This is a genomic window from Pseudomonas lini (assembly GCF_964063345.1).
Taxonomy (GTDB): Bacteria; Pseudomonadota; Gammaproteobacteria; order Pseudomonadales; family Pseudomonadaceae; genus Aquipseudomonas; species Aquipseudomonas lini_B.
In genome coordinates this window covers 2,847,262-2,873,773 of the sequence record NZ_OZ061318.1, presented here as the reverse complement: position 1 = coordinate 2,873,773, position 26,512 = coordinate 2,847,262, and the positions used below count along the sequence as shown (strand labels likewise).

At 59.8% G+C, this 26,512-nt stretch carries 23 protein-coding genes; 9 read left to right on the top strand and 14 right to left on the bottom strand.

The features are described 5' to 3' along the window. The first annotated feature begins 4 nt into the window (after window positions 1-4). Window positions 5-976, top strand: a complete 972-nt coding sequence (locus AB3226_RS13025; protein WP_367373338.1) for a thymidylate synthase — start codon at window positions 5-7, stop codon at window positions 974-976. A gap of 123 nt (window positions 977-1,099) precedes the next feature. Here the strand turns inward: AB3226_RS13025 and cadR are convergent, their stop codons facing one another. Then, complete coding sequence (gene cadR / locus AB3226_RS13020; protein ID WP_007897786.1) at window positions 1,100-1,549, bottom strand: Cd(II)/Pb(II)-responsive transcriptional regulator; 450 nt, start codon at window positions 1,547-1,549, stop codon at window positions 1,100-1,102. A gap of 84 nt (window positions 1,550-1,633) precedes the next feature. Here cadR and AB3226_RS13015 point away from each other — a divergent pair, with 84 nt between their 5' ends. Beyond that, the gene (locus tag AB3226_RS13015) at window positions 1,634-3,913 is read left to right on the top strand and encodes a heavy metal translocating P-type ATPase (protein ID WP_367373337.1); all 2,280 of its coding nucleotides are present in this window, start codon (window positions 1,634-1,636) and stop codon (window positions 3,911-3,913) included. Window positions 3,914-3,997: 84 nt separating this feature from the next. Here AB3226_RS13015 and AB3226_RS13010 read toward each other — a convergent pair whose 3' ends face one another. Together AB3226_RS13010 and AB3226_RS13005 are read right to left on the bottom strand one after the other, a co-directional pair. Next, window positions 3,998-5,383 carry a GTPase/DUF3482 domain-containing protein gene (locus tag AB3226_RS13010; RefSeq protein ID WP_367373336.1) on the bottom strand — a complete coding sequence of 462 codons (1,386 nt, stop codon included), beginning with the start codon at window positions 5,381-5,383 and terminating at the stop codon, window positions 3,998-4,000. Then, window positions 5,376-6,755 (bottom strand): DUF2868 domain-containing protein, encoded by a 1,380-nt coding sequence (locus AB3226_RS13005; protein WP_367373335.1) that lies wholly within the window; start codon window positions 6,753-6,755, stop codon window positions 5,376-5,378. Before AB3226_RS13005 ends, AB3226_RS13010 begins: the two co-directional genes overlap by 8 nt. An 85-nt stretch (window positions 6,756-6,840) precedes the next feature. Between AB3226_RS13005 and AB3226_RS13000 the strand changes: the two genes are divergently transcribed. Beyond that, window positions 6,841-7,353, top strand: coding sequence for a dihydrofolate reductase (locus AB3226_RS13000; protein WP_367373334.1), 513 nt, complete (start codon window positions 6,841-6,843; stop codon window positions 7,351-7,353). A 134-nt stretch (window positions 7,354-7,487) separates the two neighbouring features. Here AB3226_RS13000 and AB3226_RS12995 read toward each other — a convergent pair whose 3' ends face one another. Then, complete coding sequence (locus AB3226_RS12995) at window positions 7,488-8,879, bottom strand: L-cystine transporter (protein ID WP_367373333.1); 1,392 nt, start codon at window positions 8,877-8,879, stop codon at window positions 7,488-7,490. Window positions 8,880-9,119: 240 nt separating this feature from the next. Between AB3226_RS12995 and AB3226_RS12990 the strand changes: the two genes are divergently transcribed. Then, the gene (locus AB3226_RS12990; RefSeq protein WP_367373332.1) at window positions 9,120-10,187 is read left to right on the top strand and encodes a haloacid dehalogenase-like hydrolase; all 1,068 of its coding nucleotides are present in this window, start codon (window positions 9,120-9,122) and stop codon (window positions 10,185-10,187) included. Window positions 10,188-10,395: 208 nt separating this feature from the next. Here the strand turns inward: AB3226_RS12990 and ilvD are convergent, their stop codons facing one another. The 5 genes from ilvD to AB3226_RS12965 form a co-directional block, all read right to left on the bottom strand. After that, a complete protein-coding gene (gene ilvD / locus AB3226_RS12985; RefSeq protein WP_367373331.1) occupies window positions 10,396-12,237 on the bottom strand; it encodes a dihydroxy-acid dehydratase in 1,842 nt (613 codons plus the stop codon). 258 nt (window positions 12,238-12,495) lie between these two features. Beyond that, window positions 12,496-13,707 carry an MFS transporter gene (locus AB3226_RS12980; RefSeq protein ID WP_367375791.1) on the bottom strand — a complete coding sequence of 404 codons (1,212 nt, stop codon included), beginning with the start codon at window positions 13,705-13,707 and terminating at the stop codon, window positions 12,496-12,498. Further along, on the bottom strand, window positions 13,700-14,677 hold the full coding sequence (locus AB3226_RS12975; protein WP_367373330.1) for a diiron oxygenase: 978 nt from the start codon (window positions 14,675-14,677) through the stop codon (window positions 13,700-13,702). The genes AB3226_RS12980 and AB3226_RS12975 overlap by 8 nt, the downstream gene beginning before the upstream one ends. Continuing rightward, complete coding sequence (locus AB3226_RS12970; protein WP_367375790.1) at window positions 14,674-15,753, bottom strand: SagB family peptide dehydrogenase; 1,080 nt, start codon at window positions 15,751-15,753, stop codon at window positions 14,674-14,676. Before AB3226_RS12970 ends, AB3226_RS12975 begins: the two co-directional genes overlap by 4 nt. A 454-nt stretch (window positions 15,754-16,207) precedes the next feature. Then, window positions 16,208-17,404, bottom strand: a complete 1,197-nt coding sequence (locus AB3226_RS12965) for a class I SAM-dependent rRNA methyltransferase (RefSeq protein ID WP_007897847.1) — start codon at window positions 17,402-17,404, stop codon at window positions 16,208-16,210. A gap of 382 nt (window positions 17,405-17,786) precedes the next feature. On the opposite strand from AB3226_RS12965, the gene AB3226_RS12960 reads away from it, so the two are divergent. The 3 genes from AB3226_RS12960 to AB3226_RS12950 are packed head-to-tail and all read left to right on the top strand — an operon-like array spanning window position 17,787 to window position 19,820. Further along, entirely contained in the window at window positions 17,787-18,599 is an 813-nt protein-coding gene (locus AB3226_RS12960) for an HDOD domain-containing protein (RefSeq protein WP_367375789.1), read from the top strand. Between the two features lie 30 nt (window positions 18,600-18,629). Next, the gene (gene mutM / locus AB3226_RS12955; RefSeq protein ID WP_367373329.1) at window positions 18,630-19,442 is read left to right on the top strand and encodes a bifunctional DNA-formamidopyrimidine glycosylase/DNA-(apurinic or apyrimidinic site) lyase; all 813 of its coding nucleotides are present in this window, start codon (window positions 18,630-18,632) and stop codon (window positions 19,440-19,442) included. Window positions 19,443-19,496: 54 nt separating this feature from the next. Further along, the gene (locus AB3226_RS12950) at window positions 19,497-19,820 is read left to right on the top strand and encodes a multidrug transporter (RefSeq protein WP_367373328.1); all 324 of its coding nucleotides are present in this window, start codon (window positions 19,497-19,499) and stop codon (window positions 19,818-19,820) included. Between the two features lie 138 nt (window positions 19,821-19,958). Here the strand turns inward: AB3226_RS12950 and AB3226_RS12945 are convergent, their stop codons facing one another. The 5 genes from AB3226_RS12945 to AB3226_RS12925 all read right to left on the bottom strand — a co-directional run bounded on the left by AB3226_RS12945 (window position 19,959) and on the right by AB3226_RS12925 (window position 24,710). Next, entirely contained in the window at window positions 19,959-20,210 is a 252-nt protein-coding gene (locus AB3226_RS12945) for a YfhL family 4Fe-4S dicluster ferredoxin (protein WP_003195146.1), read from the bottom strand. 149 nt (window positions 20,211-20,359) lie between these two features. After that, the gene (coaD, locus tag AB3226_RS12940; protein WP_038980940.1) at window positions 20,360-20,839 is read right to left on the bottom strand and encodes a pantetheine-phosphate adenylyltransferase; all 480 of its coding nucleotides are present in this window, start codon (window positions 20,837-20,839) and stop codon (window positions 20,360-20,362) included. A 115-nt stretch (window positions 20,840-20,954) separates the two neighbouring features. Continuing rightward, window positions 20,955-22,550, bottom strand: coding sequence for a GMC family oxidoreductase N-terminal domain-containing protein (locus AB3226_RS12935; protein WP_367373327.1), 1,596 nt, complete (start codon window positions 22,548-22,550; stop codon window positions 20,955-20,957). A gap of 155 nt (window positions 22,551-22,705) precedes the next feature. Beyond that, window positions 22,706-23,251, bottom strand: coding sequence for a twin-arginine translocation pathway signal protein (locus AB3226_RS12930; protein WP_367373326.1), 546 nt, complete (start codon window positions 23,249-23,251; stop codon window positions 22,706-22,708). A gap of 28 nt (window positions 23,252-23,279) precedes the next feature. After that, a complete protein-coding gene (locus tag AB3226_RS12925) occupies window positions 23,280-24,710 on the bottom strand; it encodes a coniferyl aldehyde dehydrogenase (protein ID WP_367373325.1) in 1,431 nt (476 codons plus the stop codon). A gap of 146 nt (window positions 24,711-24,856) precedes the next feature. On the opposite strand from AB3226_RS12925, the gene AB3226_RS12920 reads away from it, so the two are divergent. Both AB3226_RS12920 and AB3226_RS12915 read left to right on the top strand, forming a co-directional pair. Next, window positions 24,857-25,528, top strand: coding sequence for a TetR/AcrR family transcriptional regulator (locus AB3226_RS12920; protein WP_192344927.1), 672 nt, complete (start codon window positions 24,857-24,859; stop codon window positions 25,526-25,528). 45 nt (window positions 25,529-25,573) lie between these two features. After that, window positions 25,574-26,428 (top strand): sulfurtransferase, encoded by an 855-nt coding sequence (locus AB3226_RS12915; RefSeq protein WP_367373324.1) that lies wholly within the window; start codon window positions 25,574-25,576, stop codon window positions 26,426-26,428. The last annotated feature ends 84 nt before the right edge of the window (window positions 26,429-26,512 follow it).

Sequence of the window (26,512 nt, the reverse complement as noted above, 5' to 3'; positions counted from 1 at the left end):
ATTCATGAAGCAATATCTCGAACTGGTCGCCCACGTCATCAAGAACGGCACCAAACAGGCCAACCGCACGGGCGTGAACACCATCAGCTTTCCGGGCGCGATGCTGCGCTTCGATCTGCAGGAAGGTTTCCCGGCGATCACCACTCGCAAGATGGCTTTCAAATCCGCCATCGGCGAGATGTGCGGTTTTCTGCGTGGGGTGAACAACGCCGCCGAATTCCGTGCGCTGGGCTGCAAGGTCTGGGACCAGAACGCCAACGAAAACGCCCAGTGGCTGGCCAACCCGTTCCGTCAGGGCGAAGACGACCTCGGCGAGATCTACGGCGTGCAATGGCGCAAATGGCCGGCGTACAAGCAGATCCCGGTCAGCAACCAGGCGGCCATCGAGCAGACCCTGAGCCAGGGTTATCGTCAAATTGCCGAAGGCGAAGAAGACGGTCAGGCCTATGTGGTGCTGTACAAGGCGATCGACCAGATCCGCCAGTGCGTCGACACCATCATCAAGGACCCGGGCAGCCGTCGCATCCTGTTCCACGGCTGGAACGTTGCCCAGCTCGACGAAATGGCCCTGCCGCCGTGCCACTTGCTGTACCAGTTCCACCCGAATGTCGAGACCAAGGAAATCTCCCTGACCCTCTACATCCGCTCCAACGATCTGGGCCTGGGCACGCCGTTTAACCTCACCGAAGGCGCCGCGCTGCTGAGCCTGATCGGTCGCCTGACCGGTTACACACCGCGCTGGTTCACCTATTTCATCGGCGACGCCCACGTCTACGAAAACCATTTGGACATGCTCAACGAGCAGCTCAAGCGCGAGCCGTTCCCGATGCCGAAACTGGTGATTTCCGACCGCGTGCCGGAGTTTGCCAAGACTGGTATTTATCAGCCGGAATGGCTGGAGCAGATCGAGCCGAGCGATTTCTCGCTGGAAGGCTATGAGCACCACGCGCCGATGACCGCGCCGATGGCGGTCTGAAGATCAACGACTGAACCTGTGGGAGCGGGCTTGCCCGCGATGACGGCGTCACATCCAACATTGATGTGACTGACAAACCGCTATCGCGGGCAAGCCCGCTCCCACAGGGGATTTGTGGTGTTCTTAGTGGCCGTGGCTTCTCCCGACATGGGAATGCTCAACCTCCGTCGCCACAACCCCGCCGCTCACTTCCAACCGCTGCAAAATCCCGCACTGATCGATATCCGGCCCTTCGCTGCAGCGTTGGCGCAGGTCGAGCAGTTGTGTCTGCAAGGCCAGCAAACCATCGATCCGGGCCTTCACATGGTGGATGTGTTCGTCGATCAACGCGTTGACGTTTTCGCATTGGTCCTGCGGGCTGTCGCGCAGGGCCAGCAGGCTGCGGATTTCCTCGAGGGTCATGTCCAGGGTGCGGCAGTTGCGGATGAAAGTCAGGCGCTCGGCGTGGGCCTGGGTGTAGACGCGGTAATTGCCGTCGCTGCGGGCGGGCTCCGGCAGCAGGTTTTCGCGCTCGTAGTAGCGAATGGTTTCCACGGCGCAGTCGGTGAGTTTCGCCAGTTCTCCGATTTTCATCGCGACAATCTCCAAAAGGGTGCTTGACCCTATAGTGGCTACAGGGTCTTTACTTGGCAACAGGCACCTTCATGGACGCGACCAATGAGCGATTCTCTTCACACCCACAAACCCGAGACCGGGCACGATCACAGCCACAAGCTGCAGCCTGTGCCCCAACATGGCCATGGAAGCCACGGGGATTCCTGCTGTTCCTCCAAAGCAGCGGCACCTTCGCGGATTGTGTTGAGCGAGACGCCGACCGCCGGTGCGCGGTTGAGCAGTTTCCGCATCGAGGCCATGGATTGCCCGACCGAGCAGACGCTGATCCAGAACAAACTCGGGAAGCTGTCGGGTGTGCAGCAACTGGAATTCAACCTGATCAACCGGGTGTTGGGCGTGACCCATGACCTGCCAAACACCACGCCGATCATCGACGCGATCAAGTCCCTCGGCATGCACGCCGTGCCGATAGAGCAGGGCGCTGAAGCGCCGGCGTCGAGCCCTGAACCTGCGAAAAAGCCCTGGTGGCCGCTGGCGCTGTCCGGCGTCGGGGCGCTGGCCGCCGAGCTTATCCACTTCACCAATGCGGCGCCAAACTGGGTGGTGGCGGTTATTGCGCTGGTCTCGATCCTCAGCGGTGGCCTCGGCACTTACAAAAAGGGCTGGATCGCCCTGAAAAATCTCAACCTGAACATCAACGCACTGATGAGCATCGCGGTGACCGGCGCGATCCTGATCGGCCAATGGCCGGAAGCGGCGATGGTGATGTTCCTGTTCACCGTGGCCGAGTTGATCGAAGCCAGGTCTCTGGACCGGGCACGCAATGCCATCGGCGGGCTGATGCAGATGACCCCCGAGCAAGCTACGGTGCAGCAGGCCGACGGCAGTTGGGTCGCACAACCGGTTAAAAACATCGAACTGGGTGCGCGGGTGCGGGTGCGTCCCGGCGAACGGATCGGTCTGGACGGCGAAGTGCTGTCCGGCAACTCGACCATCGATCAGGCGCCGATCACCGGTGAAAGCCTGCCGGTGGAGAAAACCATCGGCGACAAGGTGTTCGCCGGCACCATCAACCAGTCCGGTTCGCTGGAATACACGGTAACCGCAGCGGCGAGCAATTCGACCCTGGCGCGGATTATCCACGCCGTGGAACAGGCTCAGGGTGCTCGCGCTCCGACCCAGCGTTTCGTCGACGCCTTCTCGAAAATCTACACCCCGGCGGTGTTCATCCTGGCCCTGGCCGTGGCGGTGATTCCGCCACTGTTCATGGATGCGCTGTGGTTCGACTGGATCTACCGGGCGCTGGTGTTGCTGGTAGTCGCCTGCCCGTGTGCCTTGGTGATTTCCACCCCGGTGACCATCGTCAGCGGCCTCGCGGCAGCGGCGCGCAAAGGGATTCTGGTCAAGGGCGGCGTTTACCTGGAACACGGCCACAAACTCGATTACCTGGCCCTCGACAAGACCGGCACCCTCACTCACGGCAAACCGGTGCAGACCGACTATCTGTCCCTCGACCCAATCGCTGATGAAATAGCCCCGGCCATTGCGGCGGCGCTGGCCACTCGTTCGGATCACCCTGTGTCGCTGGCCATCGCCAATGCAGTGGTGAATGCAGTTACGGAAAACCAACGCGCGCCGCTGATTGTGGATAACTTCGAAGCCTTGCCGGGGCGTGGCGTGCGCGGCGAGATCAACGGTGAGCTCTACCACTTGGGCAACCACCGCCTGGTGGAAGATTTGGGCCTGTGCTCGCCAGCGCTGGAAGAGAAACTGTTTGCGCTGGAGAAACAGGGCAAGTCGGTGGTGCTGTTGCTCGACAAATCCGGCCCATTGGCCTTGTTCGCCGTGGCAGACACCGTGAAAGCCTCCAGTCGCGAGGCGATCCAGCAATTGCATGAGCTGGGCATCAAAACCTTGATGCTGACCGGCGACAACGTTCACACCGCTCAGGCCATCGCCGCCCACGTGGGCATCGATCAGGCGCAGGGCGATCTGTTGCCGACCGATAAGCTGCAAGCCATCGAAAGGCTGTATGCCCAGGGCCATCGGGTCGGGATGGTTGGCGATGGCATCAACGACGCCCCGGCACTGGCGCGAGCCGAGATCGGTTTCGCCATGGCGGCCGCCGGCACCGACACCGCTATTGAAACCGCTGATGTCGCCCTGATGGACGACGATCTGCGCAAAATCCCTGCTTTCATCCGCCTGTCGCGGCAGACCTCGAATATCCTCAAACAGAACATTGCCCTGGCATTGGTCATCAAAGCGATCTTTCTTGGGGTAACCTTCGCCGGGATCGCCACCATGTGGATGGCGGTGTTCGCCGACATGGGCGTTAGCCTGTTGGTGGTGTTCAACGGTTTGCGCCTGTTGCGCAAATAGACGATGAGGGAAGGGTGTGCTGAGGCGCAGGAAATGGCCTCGGTTGAAGAACTGCGGCGATCCGACTTGCCCGCGAAGGCGTACTTAACTATCAACCACCTTCCCAGCCAACACCTCAACCTGCTCTTGGCGCTCCGCCTGACTCAACTTCGAATGAGGATTGAGCGACGACCACTGCGGATGCGCCCGCGCCTTGCTCAGCGCATCCGGCAGTTTGCCTTCGCGCCAGGTTTTATCCTGCGGTGTGGCGAACTGAATGCTGTCCATCGCCGCATGCCCACGGGAATTCAGAGCCTGCAGCAATTGTCGCTGGCGCAAGGCCAACAGCCGTAACACGCCGTCATCGACAGTCAGTTCTCGCTGCCCTTTGATTTTTCCCAGCAGGCGACTGCCATAACTGCGGGCAGTTTGCAGGGCGCCGCCGGCAATCGCTCCGGCCAGTGCCGCCGCGCCGAGGGTCAGGCCGCCCACCAGCAAATCGACACCGGCCCCGGCCGCCGCGCCGGCTGCGATACCGCCGCCGACCCGCACACCGAGCTGCTTCAGGGTTTCCGGGTTGAACAGATCATCGCCCCAGCGGCCATCGAGCAGCGGCAAGTCACTGGCCGCCGCATCTTGTGGGCGAAAGGCGTAGAGCTTGAGCAAAGCCTCGACGCAGCGTTGTTCGCGCTGACGCACTGCTTTGCGCAGTTCGCTGATCGCTTGCTGTTCCTGCTCCACCTCGCTGACCACACTGCGGCGGCAGGCGGCGCAATCGATCAATAAATCGGCAATCAGCCGCGCTGCACTTTGCTGACGGGCCAGACGTTGGGCCTGCTGGTCGGCGATCAAGCGCTCCAGTTGTTCGCGGGAGTTTTCCAGCAGCAGCGCGAGGCTTTCATAGAGTCGACGCTCGCCATCTTCCGGCGGCGCGACGCTGTCAAAACGCACCAAAGCATGTAAGCCGAGACGCGCCAGAGCTTCACGCCAATCAGGTTCGCGATGCTGGGCGCTGCTGACAAAATTCAGCACCGGCAGCAGCGGTTTGCCGCAACTGGCCAACACTTCCAGTTCGTCGCGGTACTTGGCCAGCACCGGCTCCCGAGCGTCGATCACATAGAGGCCGGCGTCCGAGGCGAGCAGTTGCCGCAGCACTTTGGCTTCCTGTTCGAAGCGCTGTCGGGCTTCGCTGGCCTCAAGAAAACGCGCCAATCGTGCCGGGCCGTCGAGGCGTTCGCCGGGCCGTTCCAGGCGCTCAAGGTAGTCGAGCAGGGCGATGGCGTCTTCCAGGCCCGGAGTGTCGAAGAGATCAAGCAACGGCTCGCCGTCTACCGACAATCGTGCGCCTTCGACGTGGCGAGTGGTGCTGGGGCGATGGGACACTTCGCCGAAGCCGACGTCTCGCGTCAGCGTTCGCAGCAACGAGGTTTTGCCGACATTGGTGTGGCCGACCACGGCGAGCTTCAATGGCTTATTCCAGGCATCAGTCATGACCCGTCTCCAGCCAGTTCAACGGCGCGCAATCGGCGAATGGCAGGTCCAGTTGTCGTAGCGCAACATGCCAGTCGCCCAAGCGTTCGGCATCCAGTGCTTCGCCGGGTGGCGCTTGCAACAACCACACGCGGGTGGCGCTGGCGCTGCGGGCCAGTTCGGCAATCAGCGCCAGGCTGCCACGGTCCGGCGAGCGCCGTGGGTCACAGGCGATGGCCAGACGGGCCGGAGGAAAACGGCTCAGCTGTTCGAGCAGTTTGTGCCGGGATTCTCGGCTGTCGAGGATGCCGGCGTTGTTGACGGTTTTCGGCAACTGCGGTGGCCAGGGGCGTTGCTCGTCCAGTTCGATGGCCACCAACAGTGCGCCATCGCTTTGCAGATCACTGGCAGAACTTTCAACCCGATGAAGTTGTTCTGGCGCGGCATCGCTGATGCCCAGGCGTTCACTGGTGGGCATCAGTCGTTCGCGCAACTGGGCGTAGCCGGGCAGGTTCAAATCCAGATGCAGGGCTGCTTGACCGGTTTTCCAGCGCCACAGGCAGAACAATGCGAGCAGCAGTCGCGGCAAAACACCGTACACCAGCAGCACCCCAACCAGCCACGCCGCCCAGGCCTGGCGAGCGCTTTCGATGTTCAGCGCGGCATCGCCGCTGGCCCGGATCATCTCCACGCTGGGCACACTGAAACCGAGCAAGGCCGGCAGGGCACCGAGGGCTTGGGTCATGGCGACGAAGGTGTCGCCGCCGAGAATGGTGGTTGCCCAGACGAAACCGTAGCGCCGGGTCGCCATCAGCGTCAGCACCATCACCAAGGCGCTGAGCATCGCCAGCAACCACAATCCATTGACCAGCACGCCCAGCGCCCAACGATTGAGTTTCTGCCGTTGCAGCAACAGCAGCAGGGCTGGCGCCAGTTGCGCGGCGTTGGCATCGCGGGCGAGTTTTTCACTGAGCCACAGCCATAATCGTCCAAGGGCTGCACCCTGCTCGCCGGCAAACACCAGACCCAGGGCCCAGCTCAGCAATAAAATCAGATTCAGTCCGAGCAGGCTGCCCAACGCCCAGAACACATTGACTGGGGTCTGGCCATCGCCCAGCGCGGCAAACGCCAGGCCGGCGCCGCTGATCACGGCCAGAACGGCCAGCACGATCAGCGCCAGTCGCGCGCCTTGCAGCCAATGTTTGAGGGCGTGGGTCTGTCCGTCGCGCTCGGCCAGCCACAGGGCGCGGCGTTGAATACGCGTCGGCAGGTCGCCGCCGGCGCTACGGGCGATTCGATTGGCTTCCAGATCGTCCAAAGGGCCGGCGTGTTCTTCACGCAGGCGCACGGTTTCGCTCAGCCAGAGGTTTTGCAGTGGAGTCAGTTCAGTCACGCGGCATCCCGTCGCTTAATTGAGCGGTGAGCATAACCGCTGTGACGCTTATCGGGGTAAGGGAGGCTCTGGTATCCTCGCCGACATGACTAAATCACTCCCCCTCAGCCTGATCGCAGCCCTCGGTGAAAACCGTGTGATCGGCGTCGACAACAGCATGCCCTGGCACTTGCCGGGGGACTTCAAATACTTCAAGGCCACCACCCTCGGCAAGCCGATCATCATGGGTCGCAAGACCTGGGATTCCCTCGGTCGTCCGCTGCCGGGCCGATTGAACATCGTGGTCAGCCGTCAGGCGGATCTGCAGCTGGAAGGCGCGGAGGTTTATCCGTCGCTGGAGGCAGCGGTGGTTCGCGCGCAGCAATGGGCGAACGAGCAGGGCGTCGATGAGGTGATGTTGATTGGCGGGGCGCAGCTGTATGCACAAGGGTTGGCACAGGCTGATCGGCTGTACCTGACCCGCGTGGCACTGAGCCCGGAAGGGGATGCGTGGTTTCCGGAGTTTGATTTGAACCAGTGGAAACTGGTGTCGAATATTCCGAATCCGGCGGAGGGTGACAAGCCAGCCTACAACTTCGAAGTGTGGGAAAAAGCTTAAAAGCATCGCGGGCAAGCCCGCTCCCACAGTGATCAAGGTGGAACACAAATTGTGTAAACACCAAAAAACCTGTGGGAGCGGCGGTGCGGCGATCCGACTTGCCCGCGAAGAGGCCCGCTCAGACGATGAAAGCCTTAAGCCTGAGCCAACGCCCCATGCTCATCCGCATCCAGCAGCTCTTTATCCGTCTGCTGCATGATCTGGCTGGTAATCGCACCCGCCGTAATCGAACCACTTACGTTCAACGCCGTACGACCCATATCAATCAGCGGCTCAACCGAAATCAGCAACGCCACCAGTGACACCGGCAAACCCATGGCCGGGAGCACGATCAGCGCGGCGAACGTCGCGCCACCACCGACCCCGGCCACCCCGGCCGAACTCAGCGTCACAATCGCCACCAACGTCGCGATCCACAGTGGGTCCAGCGGGTTGATGCCCACGGTCGGCGCCACCATCACCGCCAACATTGCCGGGTACAGACCGGCACAGCCGTTCTGGCCAATGGTCGCGCCAAACGAGGCAGCGAAACTGGCGATGGATTGTGGAATACCCAAACGGCTGGTCTGGGCTTCGATACTCAGTGGAATAGTCGCGGCGCTGGAGCGGCTGGTGAAGGCAAACGTCAGCACCGGCCAGATCTTGCGGAAGAAGCGCAGCGGGTTGATCCCGGCCGCCGACACCAGCAGGCCATGGACCACAAACATCAAGCCCAGGCCGATGTAGGACACCACCACGAAACTGCCGAGCTTGATGATGTCTTGCAGGTTGGAACCGGCGACCACTTTGGTCATCAGCGCCAATACGCCGTACGGGGTCAGCTTCATCACCAGGCGTACCAGACGCATCACCCAGGCTTGCAGGGTGTCGATGGCGTTGATCACTTTCTGACCTTTCTCGACATCGTCCTTGAGCAGTTGCAGTGCCGCGACCCCAAGGAATGCGGCGAAGATCACCACGCTGATGATCGACGTCGGCTTGGCGCGGGCCAAATCGGCGAACGGGTTCTGCGGGATGAACGACAGTAGCAATTGCGGCACATTCAGGTCAGCGACCTTGCCCGCGTAGTCGCTCTGAATGGTTTGCAGGCGAGCCATTTCCTGGGTGCCGGCGACCAGGCCTTCGGCGGTGAGGCCGAACAGGTTGGTCAGGCCGATGCCAACCAGCGCCGCGATAGCGGTGGTGAACAGCAGCGTGCCGATGGTCAGGAAGCTGATTTTGCCCAGCGACGAAGCGTTGTGCAGGCGCGCCACGGCGCTGAGGATCGAGGCGAACACCAGCGGGATCACGATCATTTGCAGCAACTGCACGTAACCGTTGCCCACCAGATCGAACCAGCCGATCGAGGCTTTCAATATCGGGTTGCCAGCACCGTAAGTCGTGTGCAGAGCGACGCCAAATACCACGCCCAGAACCAGCGCCAGCAGAACCTTTTTGGCCAGGCTCCAGGTGGTGTGACGGGTTTGCGTCAGGCCAAAGAGCAAGGCGAGGAATACCAACAGATTGAGGATCAGCGGTAGATTCATTGGAACTCCCATAGGACGTGTGCCAACTGCCTTCCGGGGCAGCTGCGAACCGGGAAGCCTAACAGCTTGAAAATTAATGAATTAATATCAAAAACGTATGGCTACTGTCGTTTTTGGAATAAGCGGGTGTCGCTGTCGGAGATGCAGTTGGCGCAATAGGAACGCGGGCGGTCGCTGACAGACGAGGACTGTCACACTTATTTGTTAGCGTCGATTTCTTTGAATCAGGGAGAAACGCCGATGAAGCTCGCACCGAAATTTCTGGCTGTCGCACTTGGATTGAGTTTGGGCTTTGGCCTTGCTGGCCAGGCGTTCGCTACTGACCTGAAGCACTGGCCAGCCGATCAGGCCAAGGCGCTGGATGCGATGATCGCGGCCAACGCCAACAAGGGTAACTTCGCGGTGTTCGACATGGACAACACCAGTTACCGCTACGACCTCGAAGAGTCCTTGTTGCCGTTCATGGAAAACAAGGGCCTGATCACCCGCGAGAGCCTCGATCCCTCCCTGAAACTGATCCCGTTCAAGGACACTGCCGACCATAAGGAAAGCCTGTTCAGCTATTACTATCGCCTCTGCGAAATCGACGACATGGTTTGCTATCCATGGGTTGCCCAAGTGTTTGCCGGGTTCACGCTTCAAGAGCTCAAGGGCAACGTCGATGAGCTGATGGCGTCCGGCAAACCGGTGCCGAGCACTTATTATGACGGCGACGTGGTGAAGACCATCGACGTCAATCCGCCGAAAATCTTCACCGGTCAGAAAGAGCTCTACAACAAGCTGATGGAGAACGGCATCGAGGTCTATGTGATGACTGCCGCCTCCGAAGAGCTGGTGCGCATGGTCGCCTCTGATCCGAAGTATGGCTACAACGTCAAACCACAGAACGTGATCGGCGTGAGTCTGCTGCTCAAGGACCGCAAGACGGGCGAATTGACCACGGCACGCAAGCAGGTCACCGCTGGCAAGTATGACGAGAAGGCCAACCTGGGCCTCGAACTGACTCCGTACCTGTGGACCCCTGCCACCTGGATGGCTGGCAAGCAAGCGGCGATCCTGACGTACATCGATGAATGGAAAAAACCGGTCCTGGTGGGCGGTGATACTCCGACCAGCGACGGTTACATGCTGTTCCACAGCGTCGACGTGTCCAAGGGCGGCATCCATTTGTGGGTCAACCGCAAAGACAAATACATGACCCAGATTAACGGCATGATGGCCAAAAACGCAGCAGCCCAAGCGAAAGAAGGGTTAGCGGTGACGGCGGACAAGAACTGGGTGATCGTGAAGCCGGAAGAGATTCAGTAAGACCGAGTCGCACCCATCGCGGGCAAGTCGGATCGCCGCACCGCTCGCTCCTACAGGACGATGATCGTTCCCACGCTCTGCGTGGGAATGCAGCCCGTGACGCTCCGCGTCACTGGACGCGGAGCGTCCCTTGAGGCATTCCCACGCGGGAGCGTGGGAACGATCAGCCCCGCACTTGGCGGGGCATTTGTGTTTCTGCGGCTGACGCTTACAACCCGTCGAGCATCGCCTTGTTACGTACCGCACCCTTGTCGGCGCTGGTGGCCAACAGGGCATACGCTTTCAGCGCAGTGGTCACTTTACGTGGACGCACTTCCACCGGTTTCCAGCCTTTCTTGTCCTGCTCGGCACGGCGCGCGGCCATTTCTTCATCGCTGATCAACAGGTTGATCGAGCGGTTTGGAATGTCGATCAGTACCTTGTCGCCATCCTGCACCAGACCGATCGCGCCGCCAGCAGCGGCTTCTGGCGAAGCGTGGCCGATGGACAGGCCCGAAGTACCGCCAGAGAAGCGGCCGTCGGTGAGCAGCGCACAAGCTTTGCCCAGGCCTTTGGATTTCAGGTAAGACGTCGGGTACAGCATTTCCTGCATGCCCGGGCCGCCTTTCGGGCCTTCGTAACGGATGATCACGATGTCGCCGGCCTTCACTTCGTCGGCGAGGATGCCGCGTACGGCGCTGTCCTGGCTTTCGAAGATCTTCGCGTTGCCTTCGAAGACGTGAATCGATTCGTCGACGCCGGCGGTTTTCACCACGCAGCCGTCCAGGGCGATGTTGCCGTACAGAACGGCCAGGCCGCCTTCTTTCGAGTAAGCGTGTTCGACACTGCGGATGCAGCCGTTCTCACGGTCGTCATCCAGGGTTTCCCAACGGGTCGACTGGCTGAACGCGGTTTGCGTCGGGATGCCCGCCGGACCGGCCTTGAAGAAGTGATGCACGGCTTCGTCGGTGGTCTGGGTGATGTCCCACTTGGCGATGCCTTCAGCCAAGGACTTGCTGTGCACGGTCGGCAGGTCGGTGTGCAACAGACCGCCACGGGCCAGGGAGCCGAGGATGCTGAAGATCCCGCCGGCACGGTGCACGTCTTCCATGTGGTACTTCTGGATGTTCGGCGCGACTTTGCACAGTTGCGGTACGTGACGGGAGAGACGGTCGATGTCGCGCAGGTCGAAATCGATCTCGGCTTCCTGGGCCGCGGCCAGCAAGTGCAGGATGGTGTTGGTGGAACCGCCCATGGCGATGTCCAGGGTCATGGCGTTTTCGAACGCCTTGAAGTTGGCGATGTTGCGCGGCAACACCGACTCATCGTTGTCGCCGTAGTAACGCTTGCACAGCTCGACGATGGTGCGGCCGGCCTGCAGGAACAGCTGTTCGCGATCACTGTGGGTGGCCAGGGTCGAACCGTTGCCCGGCAATGCCAGGCCCAGGGCTTCAACCAGGCAGTTCATCGAGTTGGCGGTGAACATGCCGGAGCACGAGCCGCACGTCGGGCAGGCGCTACGTTCGTACTCGGCGACTTTCTCGTCGGATGCGCTGGAGTCGGCGGCGATCACCATGGCATCGACCAGATCGAGACCGTGGCTGGCCAGTTTGGTCTTGCCGGCTTCCATCGGACCGCCGGACACGAAGATCACCGGGATGTTCAGGCGCAAGGAGGCCATCAACATGCCAGGGGTGATCTTGTCGCAGTTGGAGATGCAGACGATGGCGTCGGCGCAGTGGGCGTTGACCATGTATTCGACGGAGTCGGCGATGATCTCGCGGCTCGGCAGCGAATAGAGCATGCCGTCGTGGCCCATGGCGATGCCGTCATCCACGGCGATGGTGTTGAATTCTTTGGCGACGCCACCGGCCCGTTCGATTTCGCGAGCGACCAGTTGCCCCAGATCCTTGAGGTGCACATGGCCCGGTACGAACTGGGTAAAGGAGTTGGCAATGGCGATGATCGGCTTCTTGAAGTCGTCATCTTTCATCCCCGTGGCGCGCCACAGTGCGCGGGCACCGGCCATGTTGCGGCCGTGGGTGGATGTTTTCGAGCGGTAATCAGGCATGAAGCACTCCGGGCGGCTAATCAGATATCAAAAGGGAAGTGAGCTTCTATTTACGTCTGGAACACTCAGAAATGGCCGTGTGTCCGGAAGTTGCCGATAACTTTGCGGGATCGCCGCGCGCTTCAGCTTGAGCTCATAAACCCGCCGGGGGATGAATGGCGATGAATCTCGCGATTCTACACCGCTGGCGTCAGGAGGGAATGCCGGAAAGTGTTGAACCGGCGCTGATGGAGCGGGCGAGATGACGACTGGCACGTATCACCCTGTATTAAGTGCCTGTTGAGTCTTGTGGTTGATCACTGCGTTCACCCCAAGCCCTGCAACGCTCATTGTCAGGAAGCCCAGAGCCAGCGTCGTGGTCAGGTCTTCGGGCGTCAGAATGATCACCGAGCTGATCACACCGCCGAACATGAAAATCAGCATGGCCCCGACCGAGGTGGAGGCCCCGGCATTCTCCGGGTGAAGACTCATCGCTTTGGAATTGACGATTGGCCGGGCAATGGTGGTGCCGATGGTGCAAACCAGCATGGAGATCAATACCGTCGCCGCAGAAAGACCGAACTGGCGAGTCAGCCACAGCATGACCCCGCCTGAAACGGCGATCAGACCTAGGCCGATAATGATCTGGGTGTTGGCTTGCAGGTATCGATGCAAAACGCTGGCCAGTACTCCGCCGAATACGTACGCCACGCCATACAGCAGCAACGCCCAGGCGAATTCATACGGTGAGAGCGTCAGACGCTCCATGAAAATGATGGGAGAAGAAACGATGAACGAAAAATGGCAGGCGAAGGCCAGGGCCGAAATCAACCAGTAACCCATGAAACGTACATCCGAACACAAGCGCCGATAAGCACTGAAAAAAACCGTGTGTGCAGCCCTGCGAACTGGCGGGATGTGCTTGAGCAGACGGTAGGTGCCGACCCAGGCAACAATCGCCAGTGCAATGAATACATAGAAACTGCCTTGCCAGCCAAGGCACGATTGCAGCCAGGTTCCCAGCAGGGGCGAAATAGAAATGAACACTCCGCCCGCCGTCACCATCCAGATCCTGATGCGCTCACGTTCACTACCGACGAACAGATCCTGGATCAGTGCCTGCGACAATGAAAATGACCCGCAGCCCATCGCCTGAACCATACGAAACACCAGAAACCAGCAGTAGTCGCTTGTGAGCACGCAGCCAACCGCTCCAATTGCCGCGATGGCAATACCTCCCAGCAGCAGTTTCTTGCGCCCCCACGCATCCGACAATGGCCCGACCAGCATCACGGACAGTGCCAGACTAATGGCGAACACGCTGACGGACAGGGAAATCTCGGACGGCGAGGTCTGAAAGTAATCGCCAAGATCGGGAAAGGACGGGAGCACGACGTCGAGAGGGAAGACACCCAGCAGCGTCATGGCCATCAGCAGCGTGACCGTGGCCCGGTGTTTTTTGATGCAGGCCGCATCGTTTCCTTCATTCATCGAGAAGCCCGGCCTGGATGAACAGTTTTCGGTTACAAGACAGATCGAAGAACCCGGCATTTTTCAAGGCGCTCAGGGTAGCGCTGGCGCCCGAGCGGGCCCGTTGCAGGGTGGCTTGCGCGTCGGACAGCCCTTCGATGATTTCTAGGCAAGCTGTCTCGCTGAGGCCGACAAAGCGAAGGCTCGCCCGCAGCCAACGTTCATCGACTTCAAAGAAAACCCGAATGAGTTCCGGCAGCAGACCCGCGCAGAACAAGCGTTGCGCGCTGTTCAGGTGCAGCCACAGATAATGGAATACTTCGCAGAAATAGCGACTGTGTCGCGCCTCGTCGGCGAGGTGGTCCCTGAGCATTTCCTGAACGCCGTCCACCAACGCATCGCGACAGATGTCGAGTAGATCCTTGGCGATGATTGTCTCGGAGACGAAGCCGGTGAGGAACCAGGCCAGTGGCTTGTGCCTGTCAGGTGTGCGCTCGAGCAGGGCGTGCAGTCGGATAATTCGCTGCGGCATGACGGGGCGATCGAACATGCCGTAGAACGCGGCAATCTGTTCGGCGAGGCCATTGGAAACGAGGGCGTGATACCCCTCGTCGGTGTAGAGCTGCAGCGCGGCGTTTTTCATCCGCCGGGGAATGCTCACACCGAGTTCGTCATGGATGATGGTTTCCACGGAACGGTTGACGATGCGGTGTTCGAGCACGGTGGTGTAGTCGAGGAAGTACACCAGATGATTGGCCGACAGCCGATGGATGACGGTTGGACCTAGCGCCTTGATAGCCGGGTGATTCAGGTAAGCCAGCAACCCTGGGGGAAACCAGTGACGTGTTTCCAGTTGCTGTTCCAGGTCTGGCGGTAATAGATAGTCATGCTCGCTGGTTCGCACCGACGCGCGGGTATTCCAGTCGCCGAGAGTGAAACGCAGAGCCCAGGAAACGGGGTGGTCTGACGGGGCAATGATGGGGGCGGTCATTGTTGCGGCTCCCGACTGCTCAGCAGATCCTTCAATTCCTTGCACATCACTTGTCCGTCACTGTGGCCACAGCCAACAAAAAACAAGGGTTGTTCTGCGTTGTTCTCGAGCCCCAGCAATGTTTCCACCTGATCGTCCGTGAGTGCTCCGGTCAGCCACGTGTTCAACCCCAGTGCAGTGGCCACCAGTTGAAAGGTCTGGGAGATATGGCCTGCCTCGATGTAAGCCATTCGGTAGGCTCGTGAGTGTCCATATTTCCACCACAACTTGTCGAAGCGAGCGGTAATGAACAATCCCACGGGCAGGTTATTGATGAAGTGTTGCCCACACAGCAATTGCCCCAGGAGCGAGTCAGGTACCGCGTTGACGAAGCTCAGTGCATGGTCGGTGGGATGGTAGGCGTAGAGCCCTGGATTCAGGCCGCTGACGTTTTGTACATGAAGAAAGCCTTCGCAGGCATTCAACCCGCCGCCGGACGGGCTGCTGCGTCGGGCGCCGAGACCTTCGACAGTGGTTTCGTCGACGTCATTTTCGCGCTCATGCAAGTAGCCCAGGGACAGGTAAAGCAGTGTGCCGACATCTTCCAGTGAGACCGCTTCATCCGTGAAGGTGCGGCAGGTTTTTCGGCCGATCAGGACGTTGGCAAGGGAGCCCTCCGGCAGACAGGACGGTTTTGGCAGGGTAATCAGCTCGTATGCCTGGCGCTCTGTGAGCCTGGCGTCCGGCGCGGGTGCGTCCAGTACTTCGGTGCAATGATCCAGATAGTGTATCGACCATTCATGAATATTCTGAGGAACATGTTCGCAGGGGATGTTCTTGGTGCCGATATGGAATATCTTCGACAGTTCATCCCAACCCCATTCAATAGTGTTTTGTGTTGAGGTGGTCAGTATTCCGGAGTTTAGAAGTTGAGTGTCTACTGTGTTGCTGTCGTTATACAGTTGGGGGTTATAGATAAGTTGTGCAAGCCGGGTTGAATATTCCAGATTAAGTTCAAATTGTTTGTGGTTCTTGTAATCCCAGACTATTTGCCCGGGCGTACGGGGAAGTATGAACAGGTATGGATTTATCTGCATGATTGGCGGTTCGCTCTGGGCTGTGCCATAGAAAAGCTGTGCCATAGAAAACGCTGGGTAGCCGGCACTCCCCAACGTTTCATTTACTTAGCGGGTCTTTGGCGCAACCAGAAAAGCCAGGTTGGCGATTTTGTTTGTTTCCAGAGTAATTGCTTTCATGTTTTTTGACTCCTTGTCATTGATAGTGAGTGTCACTTCGCGGTGACAACTCAATCATAGGCTGTAATGAGCTCTTATCAAGGGGATATTAAGTAGGAATATTCTAGTAATTTTGTCGGAGCGATCTGGGGGTGGGGGCAAGTTTGTAAGTTATATTCTTTTAAATAAAAGATGCAGAGAAACGTCCTGCAAGTCAGTAGGACCGCAAGAGTAAGAAGCAGAGGCTGAAGAGTGGATGATGTGGCGTTAAAACGGCTGACGGAGAGCCCGTTGGCTCCCCGTCAAACCAGCGTACTCAGCTGTTTGGCAGCAGACGGCAGGTGATGCTCTTGATGTAGCGAGTCTCGGCAATCGCTGGGTGTACCGGGTGATCCGGGCCCTGGCCGCCGCGCTCCAGCATCTGGATGTTGCGGTCCAGGTGACGGGCGCTGGTCAGCAGAATGTTCTGCAGATCGTCTTCCGGCAGGTGCATCGAGCACGAAGCGCTGACCAGGATGCCGTCCTTGCTGAGCAGGCGCATGGCTTGCTCGTTCAGACGACGGTAAGCACCTTCACCGTTTTTCATGTCTTTCTTGCGTTTGATGAAGGCAGGAGGGTCGGCCACGATGACGTCGAAACGCTCTTCGCTGGCTTTCAGTTCCTTCAGGGCTTCGAATACGTCGCCTTCGATGCAGGTCATTTTTTCGGCGACGCCGTTCAGTGCAGCGTTGCGCTCGACGCCGTCGAGGGCGAAGGCCGAAGCATCGACGCAGAACACTTCACTGGCGCCGAAGGCAGCCGCTTGAACGCCCCAGCCGCCGATGTAGCTGTACAAGTCCAGTACGCGTTTGCCTTTGGCATAAGGTGCCAGACGTGCGCGGTTCATGCGGTGGTCGTAGAACCAGCCGGTTTTCTGACCCTGGATGACTGGCGCTTCGAATTTCACGCCATTCTCTTCCAGCGCGACCCATTCCGGCACCAGGCCGAATACGGTTTCGACGTAACGGTTGAGGCCTTCGGCATCACGGGCAGCGGAGTCATTCTTGAACAGAATGCCGCTTGGCTTGAGCACTTGGGTCAGTGCCGCGATCACGTCATCTTTATGAGCTTCCATGGTTGCCGAGGCGATCTGGACTACCAGGATGTCGCCGAAACGGTCGACCACCAGGCCTGGCAGCAGGTCGGAGTCACCGTAGACCAAGCGATAGAACGGCTTGTCGAACAGGCGATCGCGCAGGGACAGGGCAACGTTCAGGCGATGCACCAGCAGCGACTTGTCCAGCGGCAGCTTGATGTCGCGCGACAGCAGGCGGGCGCAGATCAGGTTGTTCGGGCTCATGGCAACGATGCCCAGCGGCTTGCCGCTGGCGGCTTCGAGGATCGCCTGGTCGCCGGCCTTGAAACCGTGCAAAGGCGTAGCGGCTACATCGATTTCGTTGCTGTAGACCCACAGGTGGCCGTTTCGCAGGCGACGGTCGGCGTTGGCTTTGAGGCGCAGGCTAGGCAGGGACATGACGTCGCTCCGGAAAAAAGAGCGGGAGTATAGCGTGTTGAGATCCTGGATAGTCCGGCGAGTGGACATGTGGCGAGGGAGCTTGCTCCCGCTGGATGGCGAAGCCGTCCCGAAATCGGTAGTTGCAGTGCATCAGCCAAACCGCATTCGCTGGATTTGCGACTGCTTCGCAGCCGAGCGGGAGCAAGCTCCCTCGCCACAGGAGTTGTTTTGTACCTGGAAGAGGGCCTGAGCATTTTCTGATGAAACTTCAAGCGATGTTCCGGCCACAGTGTCAGATCCATCTTCTTAAGGGTTAGAATCGCCGCCTGACCCGGAGTGTGTACTTATGTCCCAAGAGCTGACGGCCGAACAGATTCAACAGTCCCTGCAAGGCATCAGCGTGCCGGCCCAGCCGCAGATCATGGTGGATCTGCAGATGGAGCAATACATGCCCGACCCGGACCTGGAAGTGATCGCGAAGCTGATCTCCCAGGACCCAGGCCTTTCCGGCGCCTTGCTGAAAATCGTCAACTCGCCGTATTACGGCCTGAGTAACAAAATCACCGCGATCCAGCGGGCAGTGAACCTGTTGGGCAGCCGCTCGATCATCAACCTGATCAATGCGCAGTCGATCAAGGGCGAGCTGAACGACGACGCTATCGTCACCCTCAACCGATTCTGGGACACGGCGCAGGACGTGGCGATGACATGCCTGACCCTGGCCAAGCGTGTTGGTGTCCAGGCCGGTGATGAAGCCTATGCGCTGGGCCTGTTCCACGATTGCGGCATCCCGTTGATGATCAAGAAATTCCCCGACTACATGAAAGTGCTGGAACAGGCCTATGGCAATGCCAGCGCCGAATGCCGCGTGGTCGATACCGAGAACAAGCAATACAACACCAACCATGCCGTGGTCGGGTATTACACCGCCAAATCCTGGCGCCTGCCGGAACACGTCACTCAGGCCATTGCCAACCATCACAACGCCCTGGCCATTTTCAGCGATGAATCGTCGCGCAACACACCGCTGAAGAACTTACTGGCGATCCTGAAGATGGCCGAGCACATTTGCGCCTCCTTCCGCGTGCTGGGCAACCAGTCCGAAGACCATGAATGGAACAGTGTCGGGCCTCTTGTGCTCGATTACATGGGGCTGTCGGAATACGATTTCGAAACCCAGAAACAAGAGATTCGCGACCTCGCCACTCGTTGAGTGTCGAACCTCGCCTGATTCGAGAGCGCCATGCCTGAACTGCCGGAAGTCGAAACCACCCGCCGCGGGATTGCACCGCACCTGGAAGGCCAGCGCGTCAGCCGTGTGATCGTGCGTGAGCGCCGTCTGCGCTGGCCGATCCCCGAAGACCTGGATGTGCGGCTGTCCGGCCAGCGCATAGTGCTGGTGGAGCGGCGCGCCAAGTACCTGCTGATCAATGCCGAAGTCGGCACGCTGATCAGCCATTTGGGGATGTCGGGGAACCTGCGGCTGGTGGAAGTCGGCACGCCGGTGGCCAAACATGAGCATGTGGACATCGAACTGGAATCGGGCCTGGCTCTGCGCTACACCGATCCGCGACGCTTTGGCGCGATGCTCTGGAGCCTGGACCCGCTGAACCACGAATTGCTGATTCGCCTCGGGCCGGAGCCGTTGACCGATCTGTTTGACGGCGAGCGGCTGTTCCAGCAATCGCGCGGGCGTTCCATGGCGGTCAAGCCGTTCATCATGGATAACGCGGTGGTGGTCGGCGTCGGCAATATCTACGCGACCGAAGCGTTGTTTGCGGCTGGCATCGACCCGCGTCGCGAAGCCAAGAGCATTTCCCGGGGGCGCTATTTGAAGCTGGCGATCGAGATCAAGCGCATCCTGGCCCTCGCCATCGAGCGCGGCGGCACCACGTTGCGGGACTTTATCGGCGGCGATGGTCAACCGGGTTACTTCCAGCAGGAACTGTTCGTGTACGGCCGTGGTGGTGAACACTGCAAGGTCTGTGGCACAGGGCTGCGGGAAGTCAAGCTTGGGCAGCGCGCCAGCGTCTTTTGTCCACGCTGCCAGAGCTGATATCGGCGACGGTCTATAGTCAGTGTTCTCACTGCCTAGCCGAAGGACCGTGCCATGAAACTGTTTCGAACCCTTGTTGTTACGCTGCTGCTGAGCGTCGGTGCGTCCGCGCTGGCGGCTGAGAACGGCAGCGGCGATCCGCGTTACACCATCCAGAACCCACCGGCCTACGCCATGCTTGGCGATTTACTGATTGCCCGACCGTTATTGGTGGTGGCGACGGTGATCGGTGCGGGGGCGTTTGTGCTGTCGTTGCCGTTTACCGCGTTCGGTGGCGGTATTGGCGATGCAGGGCAGGCATTGGTGGTCGATCCGGCGAAAGCCGCATTTGTGCGGTGCCTGGGGTGTATCGGGGAGGGGTTTGAGCAGCGGGAGTGAAGTCAGTTACATCTACGGTGTGGCTGATGACCTCATCGCGGGCAAGTCGGATCGCCGCACCGCCGCTCCCACAGGGTTTACGCGGTCCTTGTGGGAGCGGGCTTGCCCGCGATGGCGGCGTTGAAGTCGCCGGATGACTCAAGCCTTACCGGTAATCTTGCGGTATTTCTCCATCAACTGTTCTTCAGTCTCCGGATGGGCCTCGTCCAGTGGGATGCAATCCACCGGGCAGACCTGCTGGCACTGCGGTTCGTCGTAATGGCCGACACATTGTGTGCACAGGTTCGGGTCGATCACGTAGATCTCTTCGCCTTGGGAGATGGCGGCGTTCGGGCACTCGGGTTCGCAGACGTCGCAGTTGATGCAATCGTCGGTGATGATCAGGGACATGCTAACTCCAGCCGGGGCGGCAGGCCCGGGCGCAATAAATCAATGCGCACAATTGTGCCGCATTGGCGCCCGCAGTGCACGCGGGCGCGATCAAGTGCAGCAGATCGCAGACTGCGGTAACCCCAAAAGATCGCAGCCTGCGGCAGCTTTTACTTCTTGAAGCGCAGGGTGAGGGCGTCGGCCACCGCCGGGTGGACGAACTTGGTGATATCGCCGCCCAGGGCTGCGATTTCACGGACCAGCGTCGAGGAAATGAACGAATAACGCTCGGACGGGGTAAGAAACAGGCTTTCCACATCCGGCGCCAGTTGGCGGTTCATGTTGGCCAGCTGGAATTCGTATTCGAAGTCCGATACCGCGCGCAAACCACGCAGGAATATGTTGGCGTTCTTCTCTTTGGCGAAGTGCGCGAGCAACGTCGAGAAGCCGACGACTTCAACGTTCGGCAAATGTTTGGTGACCTCGCGGGCCAGCTCCACACGTTGTTCCAGGGGAAACAGCGGGTTTTTTTTCGGGCTGGCGGCGACGGCGATGATCACATGATCGAACAGGCGCGAGGCGCGTTCGACCAGATCGCCATGGCCCTTGGTAATAGGGTCGAAGGTACCTGGGTACAACACTCGGTTCATCGCGTCGTCCTGGCGGGAGTCCGTTGGGGAGTCGGATGGTATCGCAGCCTTCCCGGTCGGCCAAGTCGCCTTTTGGGTAAGAAAGCACTATAGACGATGGGAATATTCCGCGTTTTCATGGGTTTTTCAAACGTTCGGCCAGCGAAGTGGCCAATTGCGCCGTCAGTCCGTAGACCGACAATTGTGGGTTTGCGCCAATGCTGGTAGGGAAAAGCGAGCCGTCATGAATCGACAGATTGCGCAATTGGTGATGTCGGCCGAGGCTGTCGGTCACGGCGTTTTTCGGGTCTTCACTCATGGCACAACCGCCCATCACATGAGCACTGCCCAGGCGCGTGCGGTACAACTCAAGACTCAAATCGTCGATCAATGCGCGCGCTTCGGTGAGTGTTTTCACGTAACGAGCGTCGGCGTGCATCGGCATCACGGCGTTGGCGCCCCCGGCGAACTGGATCTCGGCCATGCTGTGGAACGCCCGGCGCAACCCGTCCCAGGCATACGGTGAAACCTGATAATCGAGCACCGGTGTACCGTCATCGCGCAATTCAACGCTGCCGCCAGGGCTGTCCGGGTGAAAACCGTCCCGCAGCAACGCCAACATGGCGTGAGTGTGTGGCAGGTTTTCCATATCCCGGGCGCTTTCCGTGCCGAAACCACCGAGTAATGTGCTGGCCAGCGCCGGGTGGAGCGGTGGAACCTCCAGTTTGTAGGACATCTTGCCAGTGGTGCCATCCTGCCACTGGAAATGGTCGGAATAGATCGACTGCGGCGCGCCGTAGAACGGGTTGATCACCTCATCAAACAGCCCGGCGGACATGTTTACCAAGTGAAGGAAGGTCCGTTTACCCAGCCGCTCGTGCGGATCTGGCGCTTCGGAGCGCAATAGCAGCGCCGGGCTATTGATCCCGCCGCCGGCCAGCACGTAATGCCGCGCCTTGACCGTAATCGTGCGTCCGGTGGGCGCAACGCAACGCTCATCCATCGCCACACATTGCAACCCCGTAACCCTGCCGTCTTTGATCGACAGCTTTTCGGCGCGGGCCAGATAGAGCAGTTCGCCACCTTTTTCCAGGGTCGCCGGGATGGTCGTGACCAGCATTGACTGCTTGGCGTTGGTCGGGCAACCCATGCCGCAGTAGCCGATGTTCCAGCAGCCACGCACGTTGCGCGGGATCACATGCCAGGCGTAACCGAGCTTTTCACAGCCTTTGCGGATGACGTCGTTGTTGGCGTTGGGAGGCACCATCCACGGGGCGATACCCAGGCGTTGTTCCATTTTCTCGAACCAGGGCGCCATCTCGGCCGGTGTGTGGCCTATGACGTCGTGCTCTTTGGCCCAATGTTCCAGCGTCGGGTCCGGGGTGCGAAAGCTCGAGGTCCAGTTGATCAGCGTGGTGCCGCCCACCGCTCGACCCTGGAGGATGGTGATCGCGCCGTCCTTGCTCATGCGCCCAATGCCTTCTTGATAGAGGCTGGTGTAGGCCTGGTCTTCGAGCATCTTGAAGTCGCTGCTGGTCTTGAGCGGGCCTTCTTCGATCAGCAACACCTTATAGCCGGCGGCGCTGAGGATTTCGGCGGTGGTCCCGCCGCCAGCACCGCTGCCGATGATCGCCACGTCCGCTTCGAGGGTCAGGTCCTGGGTCAGTTGGGCGCCGTTGTAGGTTTTCCAGCCACGGGCCAGGCCTTCGCGGAACGGATCGGGTACGGGCATGTTTGGGTTCTCTTATTATTTTGGATTTGGTGGTGATGCGGCTGACGCCATCGCGGGCAAGCCACGCTCCCACAGGGGTTGAGTCGTTCACAAAAGGGTGGTCCATCTCAAACCCTGTGGGAGCGTGGCTTGCCCGCGATAGCGTCGACTCGGTCTCAAACCGTGGGCGGCCCGGGATACCCGCAATGCGCCCACGATTCCGCCCGGCTGTACCACGCCATCATTACCATTTGCAGCAACGAGCTATGGCCCATGCGCAGCAGGCTCAACGAGCTGTTTTCCCAGCGGTCGAGAAAGTGCCGGATTTGTTCGCTGCTGGCGTTTTCCCAACTGCCCCAGATCCCGGTCAATGGGCCGCGGGTAATGCTCATCCCCAACACATCGAACAATTGCCGGGTCAGTTTGAGCATTTCCGGCGACAAGTGATTCAGGCCGTTATCCAGGCAGTGCAGGGTCTTGGCGACGGCAGCCGGCATTTTTTCGACGGCCACGGCACCGTCGAGCATCACCGGGATCACTGCCCGCAGAAACAGCAGGTCGCCGCTGCGCAGAATCGCGAAACCGCTGGCCGGAGTACTCGACGAGCAACCGCTGAGACTCGCGCCTAATCCGGCCGTGGCCAGAAAAGCGCTGGCGCCGAGGCTGAATTTAAGCAGGCCGCGCCGTGACAGCGCGGGTGTGTCGGACAGGCTTGGGCTCATTATTGTTATTACCCGGCGGTGATGATCGTTAGCGGATAAACAGCTTCTGGATCAGTTTCTGAATGGATTTGCCGTAGGGTGGATAGATCAACTTCGCCGCATTGAAGCGCTGTTTGATCAGCACGCCTTTGGCCTTGCTGAAGGTCAGGAAGCCTTCGTGGCCGTGGTAGTGGCCCATGCCCGAGGCACCGATGCCGCCGAACGGCATGTCGTCCTGAGCAACGTGCAGCAAGGTGTCATTGAGGCAAACGCCACCGGAATGGGTTTCGTGGAGGACGCGGTTTTGCTCGCGCTTGTCGTAGCCGAAGTAATACAGCGCCAGCGGACGAGGGCGTTGGTTGATGTAGGCAAACGCTTCGTCGAGATCCTTGTACGGCACGATCGGCAGCAACGGGCCGAAGATTTCGTCCTGCATCACCGTCATGTCGTCGCTGACGTTGAGCAGCAGGCTATGACTCATGCGCCGGCCCTGGCCCTGATCGAACAGCGGAATCAGCAGCGCCCCTTTGCTGGTGGCGTCGCTGAGGTAGCCGTTGAGCCGCGCCAGCTGCCGGTCGTTGATGATGGCGGTGTAGTCCGGGTTGTCAGCCAGCGTCGGATAAAACCCGCGAACCGCCTGACGATAGGCTTCGACGAAAGAGCCGACGCGGTCTTCCGGCACCAGCACGTAGTCCGGGGCGACACAGGTTTGCCCGGCGTTGAGGGTTTTGCCGAAAGCGATGCGTTCGGCGGCGTCCTTGAGCGGCACATCGCGGGACACGATGGCCGGGGACTTGCCGCCCAGTTCGAGGGTCACCGGGGTCAGATTCTCGGCCGCCGCGCGCATCACGTGTTTGCCGATGCTGGTGGCGCCGGTGAACAATAAATGATCAAAACGCAGCCGCGAGAACGCCACACCGATATCGGCCTCCCCCAGCACCACGCAGACCAGGTCCTGCGGAAAAACTCGCCCCAGCAATTCCTTGAGCAGCAAACCGGTGGCAGGGGTCGATTCGCTGAGTTTGAGCATCACCCGATTGCCTGCTGACAACGCCCCCACCAACGGCCCGATGGCCAAGTAAAGCGGGTAGTTCCACGGCACGATCACGCCGACCACGCCCAACGGTTGATAAACCACTTTGGCCGATGCTGGCTGAAAGGCGAGGCCGACTTTGCGTCGCGAGGTTTTCATCCAGTTTTTGAGGTGCCGGCTGGCGTAATGAATGCCGTGCAGGCTGGGCATCAGTTCGGCGAGCAGGGTTTCATCGGCGCTGCGGTGGCTGAAGTCCTGGCTGATGGCGTCGATCAGGGCCTGACGCTCATTGCTCAGCAGGTCCTTCAACGCCTTTAGCCATTGCTGGCGCTGAGCCGCGGGTGGCATCGGGTTGGCTGCATACGCTGCGCGTTGAGCATCGAACAGGGCTTGGAGTTCGTCCAGAGGCTGCTGCAGGTTCTTCAGGTAGGCGATGTCAGCAGGCATGGTCGGCTCCGGATTTATTGTAATGAGGAACTTTTTAGAGTCTATGCTCTAGAATGTCAAATGACACTCTGGTACAGCTTTGTTTTATCCATGCGTGGATAGGTCGTAAGATGCCCCTCATCGCACTCTGAATTAAAGCTCAAGCCATGGCCCCTCGGATCAAAACCAGCGAGCGCATCGTGCAGAACAGCCTGGAGCTGTTCAATCAGCAGGGTGAGCGCAGCATCAGCACCAACCACATTGCTGCCCACATGGAGATTTCCCCGGGCAACCTGTACTACCACTTCCCCAACAAGCAGGCGATCATCGCCGTGTTGTTCAGTGAGTACGAAAACCTGGTGGACAGCTTCCTGCGCCCGCCCCAGGGTCGCGCTGCGACGGTCGAAGACAAGCGCTTCTACCTCAAGGAATTGCTCGCAGCCATGTGGCAATACCGCTTCCTGCATCGCGACCTCGAGCATTTGCTCGACAGCGATCCCGAGCTGGCCGCCCGTTACCGGCGCTTTTCCCAGCGCTGCCTGATCCAGGGCACGCACATCTACGCGGGCTTCGTCGAGGCCGGCATTCTGTGCATGGACAAGGTTCAGATCGAGTCCCTGACCCTCAATGCCTGGATCATCCTCACCTCGTGGGTGCGTTTTCTGTGCACCACGCGGGAAAACTCCAACCATCTGAGCGAACAGGCGATCAAACGGGGCGTGTATCAGGTGCTGGTGCTGGAGGCCGGATTCGTCACGGATCAAGCTCACGATGCGGTGAATGCACTGTTCGAAGAGTTTTATGTGCCGCTGGCCCAGGCGCTGGAAGAAGTGGGATAAAGAGTGCAGCAGGATTGCAGACAAACAAAATCACAGGAGCCCGTTATGCCCATTGCGCAACTGATCAGCCCGCAAGCGTTGGACCTGAAAAAGGAGACGCCGGGGCTGGTGATTCTGGATTGTCGTTTTGCCCTCGAAGACCCTGATTACGGTCAGCGCAGCTACGCCGAAGGGCATGTTGCCGGATCGAGCTTTGCCGACCTGGAGCGTGATTTGAGCGGTGCTGTGGTCAAGGGGGTGACCGGGCGTCATCCATTGCCTGAACCCGCCGACTTGATCGAACGCTTTCAAGCCTGGGGCATCAACGCCGACAGCGAAGTGGTTTTGTACGATGACGGTCCCGGTGCCTACGCGGCGCGGGCCTGGTGGTTGCTGGCGTGGCTGGGCAAGCGCGATGGCGTGTTCATTCTCGATGGCGGGCTGAAAGCCTGGCACGCCGCCGGATTGCCCCTCAGTCTTGATCCGCCGTCGGTTACCCGCGGCACCTTCAGCGGGACGCCGGATGCTTCGTTGGTGCTCAGTGCCGAACAGCTCCAGCAACGTCTCGGCCAGCCGGCGCTGACCTTGCTCGACGCCCGCGGCTTGCCGCGTTTCAAGGGTGAAGTGGAGCCGATCGATCCGGTTGCCGGGCACATCCCCGGCGCACAATGTGCCGCGTTCACGGATAACCTGGGCAGCGACGGGCGGTTCCTGCCGGCCGAACAGCTCAAGCAGCGGTTTGCCGCAAAGCTCGGTGATCGTTCACCGACAGAGTTGGTCGCGTATTGCGGTTCCGGTGTGACCGCCTGCCACAACTTGTTCGCCCTGTGCCTGGCGGGTTATCCGTTGGGGTCGTTGTATGCCGGGTCGTGGAGCGAGTGGATCAACGATCCTGCACGAGGCGTCGCCAAGGGCGAATGATCCCCAATCATTGTGGGAGCGGGCTTGCTCGCGAAGGCGGTGTAACAGACGACATTAATATCGACTGACTCACCGCTTTCGCGA